7 protein-coding genes and 1 pseudogene are annotated in these 10,765 nt (G+C 73.2%); 6 read left to right on the plus strand and 2 right to left on the minus strand.

From position 1 onward, the window contains the following. Positions 1-635: 635 nt before the first annotated feature. Entirely contained in the window at positions 636-1,337 is a 702-nt protein-coding gene (locus AB0J67_RS36105) for a hypothetical protein (RefSeq protein WP_363489435.1), read from the minus strand. 95 nt (positions 1,338-1,432) lie between these two features. Between AB0J67_RS36105 and AB0J67_RS36110 the strand changes: the two genes are divergently transcribed. The 3 genes from AB0J67_RS36110 to AB0J67_RS36120 all read left to right on the plus strand — a co-directional run bounded on the left by AB0J67_RS36110 (position 1,433) and on the right by AB0J67_RS36120 (position 5,998). Beyond that, positions 1,433-4,102, plus strand: a complete 2,670-nt coding sequence (locus AB0J67_RS36110) for a valine--tRNA ligase (protein ID WP_363489445.1) — start codon at positions 1,433-1,435, stop codon at positions 4,100-4,102. An 86-nt stretch (positions 4,103-4,188) separates the two neighbouring features. Next, complete coding sequence (locus tag AB0J67_RS36115) at positions 4,189-5,460, plus strand: folylpolyglutamate synthase/dihydrofolate synthase family protein (protein ID WP_363489447.1); 1,272 nt, start codon at positions 4,189-4,191, stop codon at positions 5,458-5,460. A gap of 82 nt (positions 5,461-5,542) precedes the next feature. Then, entirely contained in the window at positions 5,543-5,998 is a 456-nt protein-coding gene (locus AB0J67_RS36120) for a DUF4233 domain-containing protein (RefSeq protein ID WP_363489437.1), read from the plus strand. Positions 5,999-6,002: 4 nt separating this feature from the next. Here AB0J67_RS36120 and AB0J67_RS36125 read toward each other — a convergent pair whose 3' ends face one another. After that, entirely contained in the window at positions 6,003-7,400 is a 1,398-nt protein-coding gene (locus AB0J67_RS36125) for a VOC family protein (RefSeq protein ID WP_363489439.1), read from the minus strand. A 179-nt stretch (positions 7,401-7,579) separates the two neighbouring features. On the opposite strand from AB0J67_RS36125, the gene ndk reads away from it, so the two are divergent. The 3 genes and pseudogenes from ndk to AB0J67_RS36140 form a co-directional block, all read left to right on the plus strand. Further along, positions 7,580-7,990: a nucleoside-diphosphate kinase gene (ndk, locus tag AB0J67_RS36130; protein WP_363489441.1), complete on the plus strand. Its 411-nt coding sequence runs from the start codon at positions 7,580-7,582 to the stop codon at positions 7,988-7,990. A gap of 21 nt (positions 7,991-8,011) precedes the next feature. After that, on the plus strand, positions 8,012-9,340 hold the full coding sequence (locus tag AB0J67_RS36135) for an SWIM zinc finger family protein (RefSeq protein WP_363489443.1): 1,329 nt from the start codon (positions 8,012-8,014) through the stop codon (positions 9,338-9,340). An 11-nt stretch (positions 9,341-9,351) separates the two neighbouring features. Beyond that, positions 9,352-10,765 (plus strand): annotated as a pseudogene (locus AB0J67_RS36140) (hypothetical protein); the annotation flags it as partial.

Raw genomic sequence — 10,765 nt, forward strand, 5'->3', positions numbered from 1 at the left:
CTGCAACGGGGAGGTTGTGGGAGAGTAGGACGCCGCCGGACAAACATCGCTGATCAGGCCCACCCCTAAAGGGGTGGGCCTGATCGCGTTTAACCCCCTTTTCGAGAAAGGGGAGGGCGCCTTCTCCATGTCATGCCGTGCTTAGCAGAAGGGCGCCTTCTCGAGCTCACGCATCGGACGCCGAATCGGTCGCGCGTCCCCGTGGGCATTCGGCCGCCACGGCACATCCTGCAGTTCCGCGCGGCCGCGACGTGGAGGACCAGTCATCGTCAAGGCCTGCGATTCCGCACCGTCGTCGTGCGGCTGTTCCACCGCACCTGCCAGCGCATGGCAGGCCCGCGGACCTCCCGTTGGGCCTGCTTGACACCGGATGCAGCGGGGTTCGGTGGGACGGCGCCAACCTGCGCGAAGTCATCGCCGAACGCCTCATGGGGCCCGCCGACCTCTGAAGCACCACAGGCGGCGCATCAGGCCGCCCAGAACCCGCCGACAGCGTCCCCGACGGCTCACTCCTGCCGGCCGTCTACCCTGCCGCGGCCATGCCCAGCTCATCGATCATGAAGTTAGGGCAGCGACACGCCGTCGAACACGCCCATAAGTTCATGATCAACGCAAAGCCCCCGGCGGGGGAGGGGTTAGGGGCGGGTTAGGGAGGCGGTGCGGATGGTGGTGAGGAGGGGGGCGGCCTCGTCGGGGGTGCGGCCGGGGAAGAGGGCCAGGGCGATGCTGCCGTGGTCGGCCCAGCCGCAGACCGCCAGCTGGCCGTCGGGGGCGTCGGCGGAGCCGCACTTGAGTACGCCGCCCAGGTCGCCGGGCTCGAAGTCGCGCAGGCCGGTGACGCCGCCGGTCTCGTCGTCCATCAGGCGCAGCACCGTGTCCAGCTCCCGTTCGGGGCTGAACATGCTGGTGGTGCCGCCGAAGACCATGACGCTCTTGGCGGGGCCGAGCGCCGGGTCGGTGTAGATGGCGGCGGCGGTGGTGTCGAGCTCGATGTCGGCGGCGAGCGCGGTGAGCAGGTAGCCGGCCGTGTCCTTGGCCTCGGCGCTGTCGTCGCGAGCGTACGCGTCGATCTTGTCGGGCATGGTGAGCACGGCGTCGTTCTGCTGGCTCATGCGCACCAGGGTCGGGCCGAGGGTGAACGCGGCGGCGATGGCCCCGGCTCCGAGCACGGCCATCGCGGTGAGCGTCCAGCGCCGGCGCTTGCTGTGCGCGGCGGGCTGGTCGTCCTCGGCGGGCGGCGTCGCGGCGGGCATGAGCCGCACCGCGGGGCGCGCGTACTGCGGGATTTCCTCGGCCACGCCCGGCTCGGGGCGTACCGTCTCGTCCTGCTCTGCCATGTGACCAACCCTTCCGCCGACTCGCGGAGCCTAGCAAGCGGCGGCCTGCCAGCGGTGGACCCTGGGACGCTTCGTAGACTTGGCGGGTGACCGATCTGAGCCAGCCGCCGCGCAAAGCGCGCCCCACGCAGTCCGCCGAACTCGCCGCCGCGTACCAGCCGGGCGAGGTAGAGCAGCGACGGTATGCGCAGTGGGTAGCGGCCGGTCACCTCAACGCGGACGCCAAGAGCGACAAGCCGCCGTTCGCCATCGTCATCCCGCCGCCGAACGTGACCGGTTCGCTGCACGTCGGCCACGCGCTGGACCACACCATTCAGGACTCGCTGATCCGCCGCAAGCGGATGCAGGGCTTCGAGGCGCTGTGGCTGCCGGGCATGGACCACGCCGGCATCGCGACCCAGAACGTGGTGGAGCGCAAGCTCGCCGCGGAGGGTCTGTCGCGTCACGACCTGGGCCGCGAGAAGTTCGTGGAGCGGGTGTGGCAGTGGAAGGCCGAGTCCGGCGGCGCGATCCTGGGCCAGATGAAGCGCCTGGGCGACTCCGTCGACTGGTCGCGTGAGCGCTTCACCATGGACGAGGGCCTGTCCCGCGCCGTGCAGACCATCTTCAAGAAGCTGTACGACGACGACCTGATCTACCGCGCCGAGCGCATCATCAACTGGTGCCCGCGCTGCCTGACCGCGCTGAGCGACATCGAGGTGGAGCACACCGACGACGAGGGCGAGCTGGTCTCCATCCGGTACAGCGACGAGATCGTGGTCGCCACCACCCGGGCCGAGACGATGCTGGGCGACACGGCGGTCGCGGTGCACCCCGACGACGAGCGCTACAAGCACCTCATCGGCACCGAGGTGGAGCTGCCGCTGACCGGCCGGCGCATCCCGATCGTGGGCGACGCGCACGTGGACCCGGCGTTCGGCACCGGCTGCGTGAAGGTGACCCCGGCGCACGACCCGAACGACTTCGAGATCGGCCAGCGGCACGGCCTGCCGTCGATCACGATGATGGACGAGCGCGCGATCATCACGGTGCACGGCCCGTTCCAGGGCCTCGACCGGTACGAGGCCCGTCCCGCCGTGGTCGCCGCGCTGCGCGAGCAGGGCCGGATCGTGGCCGAGAAGCGCCCGTACGTGCACGCGGTGGGGCACTGCTCGCGCTGCAAGACGACGGTGGAGCCGCGGCTGTCGCTGCAGTGGTTCGTGAACACGGGCCCGCTGGCGAAGGCGGCGGGCGACGCGGTGCGCGACGGCCGGACCCGGATCGAGCCGGCCGAGCTGTCCAAGCGCTACTTCGCCTGGGTGGACAACATGCACGACTGGTGCATCTCGCGCCAGCTGTGGTGGGGCCACCGCATCCCGGTCTGGTACGGCCCCGACGGCGAGGTCGTCTGCGTCGGCCCCGACGACGAGATCCCGACCGGCGAGGGCTGGCGCCAGGACGAGGACGTGCTCGACACCTGGTTCTCCTCGGCGTTGTGGCCGTTCTCCACGCTGGGCTGGCCGGAGCAGACCGCCGACCTGGCGAAGTTCTACCCGACCAGCGTGCTGGTCACCGGCTACGACATCCTGTTCTTCTGGGTCGCCCGGATGATGATGTTCGGGCTCTACGCCATGAAAGACAAGGACGGCCGTTCGGCAGTGCCCTTCGAGACTGTGGCGCTGCACGGCATGGTGCGCGACCAGTTCGGCAAGAAGATGAGCAAGTCGTTCGGCAACGTGGTCGACCCGCTGGACTGGATCGACCGGTTCGGCGCCGACGCGACCCGGTTCACCCTGGCCCGCGGCGCGAACCCGGGCTCGGACGTGCCGGTCAGCGAGGAGTGGTGCCAGGGCTCGCGCAACTTCTGCAACAAGCTCTGGAACGCCACCCGGTTCGCGCTGATCAACGGCGCGCACACCGACGGGGACCTGCCGACCGAGCTGTCGCCGATCGACCGGTGGATCCTGTCCCGGCTGCAGCACACCATCACCGAGGTCGACGGATACTTCGAGGAGTACGAGTTCGCGAAGGTCTGCGACAGCCTGTTCCACTTCGCCTGGGACGACGTCTGCGACTGGTACGTCGAGCTGGCCAAGCCGGTGCTGACCGGCGACGACCAGGCCGCGGCCGAGCGCACCCGCCGGGTGCTGGGGCACGTGCTGGACCAGCTGCTGCGCCTGCTGCACCCGGTCATCCCGTTCGTCACCGACGAGCTGTGGTGCGCGCTCGTCGGCAGCGGAGCTGCCGAGCGGAAGCAGGGCAAGGCCGAGGGCGACACGTCGCTGATGGTGGCGGCGTGGCCGGCGGCCGACCCGGCGCTGATCGACGACCCGGCCGAGGCCGAGCTGGAGACGCTGCAGCGCGTCGTCACCGAGGTGCGCCGGTTCCGCGCCGACCAGGGCCTCAAGCCCGGCCAGCGGGTCGCGGCGGCGCTGGACGGCCTGGCCGGTGCGGGCATCGCCGCGCACGAGCCGCTGATCCGCTTCCTGGCCCGCCTGGACGCGCCCGGCGACGGGTTCGCGGCCACGGGCACGGTCGCGGTCGCGGGCGGCGTGACGGTCTCGCTGGACACCCGGGGCAGCATCGACGTCGCCGCCGAGCGGGCCCGCCTGACCAAGGACCGGACCGCCGCGGAGAAGGAGATCTCGCAGGCCACCGCGAAGCTGGGCAACGAGGGCTTCCTGGCCAAGGCGCCCGAGCAGGTGGTGGCCAAGCTGCGCGAGCGGCTCGCCACGGCGCAAGCCGACCTGACCCGCATCGACGCCGCGCTCGCGCAGCTAGGGTGACATTCGTGAGCTCATCCGCCCCAGACGGGCAGGACGTCACGTACGCCGAGGTGGAGGCCGCGCTGGACCGGCGCGGCTTCACCCGGATGGTCTTCGACCTCGGCCGCATCGAGGAGCTGCTCGACGTGCTGGGCAGCCCGCAGCGGGCGTACCCGTCGATCCACCTCACCGGCACCAACGGCAAGACCTCCACCGCTCGGATGATCGACAGCCTGCTGCGCGCGCACGGGCTGCACACCGGCCGGTACACCAGCCCGCACCTGGAGACGGTGCGCGAGCGGATCAGCCTGGACGGGCAGCCGGTCGACGAGGAGCGCTTCGTCGCGGCGTACCAGGAGGTCGGGCCGGTCGCGGAGCTGCTGGACGCGCGCAACGACGAGCCGCTGACCTACTTCGACATGACCACCGCGCTGGCGTTCGCGACGTTCGCCGACGCGCCGGTGGACGTGGCCGTGGTCGAGGTCGGGCTGGGCGGCGCGGAGGACGCCACCAACGTGCTCCAGGCCGGTGTCGCGGTGATCACCCCGATCGGGCTGGACCACACCGAGTGGCTCGGCGACACGATCGGTGACATCGCGCTGGCCAAGTCCGGCATCGTGCACGAGGGCGCCACGCTGATCTGCGCCGCGCAGCCGGAGGAGGCGCTGGAGCCGATCCTGGAGCGCTGCGCCGAGGTCGGCGCGACCATCGCCCGCGAGGGCAGCGAGTTCGGCGTGGTCGAGCGCAACCTCGCCCTCGGCGGGCAGGTGCTGACCCTGCAGGGTCTGGGCGGGGTGTACGACGAGGTCTTCCTCCCGCTGCACGGCGCGCACCAGGCGCAGAACGCGGCCGTGGCGCTCGCCGCGGTCGAGGCGTTCCTCGGCGCGGGCAAGAACCGGCAGCTGGAGCTGGACCTGGTGCGGGAGGGCTTCGCGTCCACCTCGTCGCCGGGCCGGCTGGAGCGGGTGCGCAGCGCGCCGACCGTGCTGGTCGACGCCGCGCACAACCCGCACGGCATGGCCGCCACGGTGCAGGCGCTGGCCGAGGAGTTCGCCTTCCGGCGCCTGGTCGTGGTGGTCGGCGTGCTCGGCGACAAGGACGTCAGCGGCGTGCTGGAGCTGCTGGAGCCGGTCGCCGACGAGATCGTGTGCACGCGCAACTCGTCGCCGCGGGCGCTGCCCGCCGAGCAGCTCGGCGAGCTGGCGCGGGACGTGTTCGGCGAGGACCGCGTACACGTGTACACGGAGCTGCCGGACGCGATCGAGGCCGCGGTGGCCCTGGCCGAGCAGGACGTCGACGCCGGCATCAGCGGCGTCGGGGTGCTGATCACCGGTTCCGTGGTCACCGTCGCCGACGCGCGCAAACTGCTGCGCCGGTGATCGGGGTGCGGCGAGGATCTGAGATGGGCGGGCACGGTGCCGTGCGTCGCCCCGCGGCGGGCGGGCGCAGCGAGGAGCGGGCGTGAGCAGGAACGGCAACCCGGGTGAGGCGGCGGCGGGCGCGGCGCCCGAGGGCCCGGCGGGGCACGGCCCCGGTGAGGCGCACGAGCGCGACGTCCGGCTGAGCCTGGGCGGCAAGCCGAGCGGGCTGCGTAACCCCACCCGGGCGGTGCGCGGGCTCGGCGCGGGCGCACTGGTGATGGAGGCGCTGGTGCTGCTGCTGGCGCTGCTGCCGATCTGGGTGCTGCGCCCGCCGGGCGGCAGCACCGTGGCGATGACCCTGGCGCTGATCGCGATCGTGGTCTGCATGGCGCTCAGCGCCACGCTGCGCTTCCCCTGGGGCTGGTGGGCGGTCTCGGTGTTCCAGGTCGTCCTGATCGCGCTGGGGTTCGTGCACTGGGCGTTCGCCGTGGTCGGCGTGATCTTCGGACTGGTCTGGGTGTACGTCCTCTACGCCCGGCGCACCATCGTCGGCTGAGCCGTCAGCGGGCCTTCCACTCGATGATGGCGATGCCGTGGCCGTCGGGGTCCTTGAACGCGGCCGCCCACAGCTCGAGGCGCTCGCCGTGGTTGACCACGCGCGGGGCGTAGGTGAACCGCACCCCCCGCACCTTCAGCTCCTGGAAGACCGCGTCTACGTCACCGACCTCCAGGTTGAGGTGCACGTGGCGGCGGTTGACCGGCGCCAGCTCCTGGGCCGTGCGCAGCACCAGCCGGGTGTCGCCGGAGGCCAGCACCACGTTGCCCGGGCCGCCGTCGACCTCGTAGAAGCCGAGCAGGTCGTGGTAGAAGGCGCGGGACCGGGCCAGGTCGGTGACGAGCAGCGTGATACCGACGCCCTGGATGGACCCGGCGACCGCCGGCCGGGCCTGGGGCGTGGCGACCAGCACGTCGTCCAGCCGGGCGGCGGGGGTCGCGGCCGGGTCGGGCAGCGGCACCTGCCGGGTGACGGTGTCCGACACCAGCGGCGCGGCGGGCTCCGGCACCCCCGCGAAGTCGATCATGTGGATGGAGTCGAAGTCGGGCGACTCCGCGTCCATCGGCGTACGCGGGCCGGGCACGTCGCCCGTGAAGAGCTCGCCCTCCAGCACCGCGACCTGCGCCGGCTCCTCGCGCGGCTCGGGGGAGGGGCGCCGGTGCGGGCTCGGGCGGCGCGGCAGCGGCGTGTCGGGCACCGCGTCGAGGTCGATCGGGTCGTCGTCGCGGTAGCCGACGAACGTTTCGTCAGGGTCGTGGCCGGTCGCGTACGCGGTGCCGGCGGCATAGGCCGGGCCGGTCCCGTAGGCGGGGCCCGCGGCGTACGCGGGGCCGGTCCCGTAGGCCGGGCCGGGCTCGTAGTCGTCGTCCTCGTGGTCCGCCATGAGGTGCGGGTCGTCGAAGTCCTCGTCCGGGTCGTGCGAGAAGTCCTCGTCGCCGTGCTCGTACGCCTGCTCGAAGCGCTCGCCGTGGGTGGCCACCCGGTCCCACTGGATCTTGATGCGGCGCGCGTCGGAGACGGCGACCAGGGCGGGCAGCGTGTCGCCGGCGTCGGGCCACTTCAGCACCGGCACCCGCGGATCGTTCATGATCACCGTCTGCCCGGGGTGGCCCGGCGCGTCCACCAGCACCTGCATCTCGCACCGGCCGAACTCCAGGTTGACCGGGGGCTCGGACACCTTGACCACGTGCACCGTGCCGGCCACGTACGCCTTGTCGGCGCCGAGCATCGACGCGGTGGTGAGCAGCGCCACGCCGACCACGACCATGGCCACGCCGACCGCGCCGAGCGGCCAGCTGCCCAGGCCCGCGGCCATCGAGATGACGAACAGGCCCAGGACGCCGAGACACACGGCGGTGGTCACCCGGCCGGGCCGGACCGGTTTACGCCCCAACCGTGCCAACGCGTGCCTCCCCGAGCGCTGTGTACTGACCACAGCGCGCCGCCTCCCCGCAACGCTGTGTCTTCAATCCATGACCTTAGGCGGGTCCGTCGATCGAGAAAAGTGCCGCCGGGTAGGCTGGTGAACCCGCCTCGCATCGCCGCAGGTGGGGACATGTGTCGCCTTCAAGGAGGAAGTTCGTGGCGGAACGTTCGCTCGTGCTGATCAAGCCGGATGCGGTGCGCCGCGGCCTGGTCGGTGAGATCATCTCGCGGTTCGAGCGCAAGGGCCTCGCGATCGACGCCCTCGTGCTGCGCACGATGGACGCCGAGCTCGCCGACGCGCACTACGCCGAGCACGTCGAGAAGGCGTTCTACCCGCCGCTCAAGGACTTCATGACCGCCGGCCCGCTGGTGGCCGCGATCGTCTCCGGCGACCAGTCCATCGCGGTGATCCGCGCCCTGGTCGGCGCGACCGACGGCCGGGCCGCGGCCGCGGGCACCATCCGCGGCGACCTCTCGCTGTCCAATCGCGAGAACCTCGTGCACGCCTCCGACTCGGCCGAGTCCGCCGATCGCGAGATCAAGCTCTGGTTCCCCGAACTGTCGTAGCCCCTTCCTACGGTGGCGCCCATGTCGGTAGCCACCTATTCGTACGCGAGGTCCTCCGCGCTGACCGCGGAGGGCCTCGATCTGCAGACGTCCGGCGGGAGCGGGACGCACCCCCGGTTCTTCGACGGCTTCATGACCACGCCGCAGACGGTCGCCCAGGGCCTGCTGGCCGTCGCCGAGGTCGCCCGGGCGCGCTACTTCCAGCGCACCGACTGGGCAAGCCTCGACCCGGTCGTCACCGGCAGCGACGAGATGCTGCGGTTCGAGTCGTTCAGCGGCTGCTGCGGGGTCTACGCGCGGATGGACGTGCTCCCGTCCGGTCTGGACGGTGAGCGGCCCGAGCACGGCACCACCAACGTGGACGTCAACGTGCCGCTGCAGCTCGCGCTGGCCCGCGTCGGCGGGCTCGACCCGCTGCACCTGGCCGTCGGCCCGCAGGACCTCACCGTGTCCACGATGGACGGCTCGGTGGTCGAGCGCAAGGTGCCGCTGCCGGGGCGCTGGCTGCGCGGGTTCGCCCAGGTGCACGCGATCACGGCGGGCATGGAGCCGCGGCTTCGCGTCGACGCCGCCCAGGCCGCGGACTTCCTGCGCCGCCTGCCCAAGGGCCGCGACACGCTGTGGGTGGTGCCGGCCGGGCGGGGCCTGCGGCTGACCGCCCGCGCCGTGCCCGGTGCGGTCTGCCTGGCCGGCACCGACCGGCTGGGCGCGCTGCGCGGCCTGGTCCGCCACGCGGGCACGCTCACCGTGTACGGCCCGGCCGTGCGCCCCGGCAGCGGCCCCGTCGCCTCGGTCTGGGAGCTGGCCACGCCGACGCTGCGGCTGTCGCTGACCCTGTCGCCGGAGCCGTACCGCGGCTTCTCCGGGGAGGGCGCCGTGCTGGAGTCGCTGGCCGCCGACGACGTCGCCGACGCCGCCGACCGGATCAGCGAGGTGCTCGCGCTGGCGCCCACCCTCGACACCGACGCGCTGGCCGTCGCCACCGGGCTGCCGTCCGAGCGGGTGCGCTCCGGGCTGGCGCTGCTGGGCACCGCCGGGCGGGTCGGCTACGACGTGGCCGAGGCGACGTACTTCCACCGCGTGATGCCGTTCCCGGCCGCCGCCGAGAAGCTCAACCCGCGCCTGGCCGGGGCGCGCTCGCTCATCGCGGCGGGCGCGGTCACCGTCACCGCGGACCTGGCTCTGGTACGCGGCAACGACGCGACGTACCAGGTGCGGCTCGCGGACGGAGCACCCGCCGGGTGCACCTGCCCCTGGTGGGCCAAGCACCGCGGCGACCGGGGCCCCTGCCGCCACCAGCTCGCCGTCACCCTGACCCTCGCCGGCACGCTGACCGGGGCCGCGTCGTGATCGCGCAGCCGATGACGACCCTGCCGCCGACGGCCACGCCCGCGCAGTCGACGGCCACGGCGCAGCCGAGCGCCGCGACCGTGCAGCCGGCGGCTGGCGCGGATGCGGCCGGGCGGGCGCTGACCGGGTCGTGGGCGGAGCTGCGGCACGCGCTGGACACGTCGTCGCCGCAGCGGGTGCTGGACTGGGTGCGGGCGGCCGACGAGAAGCAGCGCCGTGCCGTGTTCACCGACGTCGTGGCGCACCAGCGGCGCGCCTCGGACTGGCGGGACTGGCGGGCATGGCAGCGCCGCCACGGGGCGTACGCCGTCGCGCTGGCGGGTTGTGCCTCCACCGCCAAGAAAGCCGCCACCGCGCTCAGCCGCGGCGAGATGCGCTGGACCGACCTGTCCGCCGAGCAGGCGCGCATGCTGGAGGCGCTGCGGCTGCGGGCGGTGCCGTGGGTGGGCGACCTGGCGCACGCCATGGCCGAGCGGCTGCCCGCCGAGGGCGGCAACTGGGACCTCGTCGACGCGCTGGTGCGCGAGAGCGGCTGCCCGGCACCCACGAACGAGCAGTTCGTCGGCGGCTGGATCGACCAGGTGCGCGAGGCCGCCGACCCCCAGGCCGAGCTGCGCAAGAGCCCCTACACGGCCGAGCTGCTGCCCGCCGTGTTCACCCACGACCGGCTCGGGCCCCGCCTGGACCAGACGTACGGCGGGCGCGGCTTCCTGCGCTCGCTGGCGGCGCTGAGCCAGGACGACCCGGCGGTGCGCGTACAGCTGCTCGACGGCTGCCGCGCCCGGCTGCTGCGCGGCGGGCGGCCGGGCGAGCTGCGCGGGTACGCCCGGCTGCACGACGAGCTCGCCCCCGCACCGGCGGAGACGGCCGCGGGCGCCGCCGACTACGTGCGGCTGGTGGAGACCGGCAGCCCCACCGTGGCGGGCCTGGCACAGCGGGCGCTGCGCGCCGCGGATGAGGCCGGGGCGCTCGGCTGGGACACGGTGCGTGACGTCGCCGAGGTGGCGCTCGCCCGTCCCGAGAAGACGCTCGCGAAGGCGCAGGCGACCTGGCTGCGCCAGGCGGCGCGGCGGCGGCCCGAGCACGCGGCCGAGATCGCGGCGCTGCTCGCCCCGCCAGAGGAGGTGCGGGAGCTGCCCGTGCCGGTGACGCTGCCGGTGCCCGTACCGGCGCCGCTCGGCCCGCCGCTGCAGACGCTGCCGCAGCTCGTCGAGGAGCTGTCGGCGCTGCTGGCGGGCGACTGGTCGGTGCCGACCGTGGAGCGGGTGCTGGCCGCGATCGCGCACTGGCGAGTCCACGACCAGGACGGTCTGGCCGCTGCCGTGCGCCCGCTCGTCGACGCCGCCCACCAGCAGTGGTGGGGCAGGCTGTCGGAGCAGCTGCGCGAGGTGCTGCTGACGGCGGCGTGCGCCCCGGGGCGCACCG

The organism is Catellatospora sp. NPDC049609 (assembly GCF_040675365.1).
Classification (GTDB): domain Bacteria; phylum Actinomycetota; class Actinomycetes; order Mycobacteriales; family Micromonosporaceae; genus Catellatospora.

Excerpts from the sequence above, each read along its gene's own strand:
- AB0J67_RS36105 (WP_363489435.1), bottom strand. The coding sequence starts at position 1,337 with ATGGCAGAGCAGGACGAGACGGTACGCCCCGAGCCGGGCGTGGCCGAG.
- AB0J67_RS36115 (WP_363489447.1), top strand. The coding sequence starts at position 4,189 with ATGGTCTTCGACCTCGGCCGCATCGAGGAGCTGCTCGACGTGCTGGGC.
- AB0J67_RS36135 (WP_363489443.1), top strand. The coding sequence starts at position 8,012 with ATGTCGGTAGCCACCTATTCGTACGCGAGGTCCTCCGCGCTGACCGCG.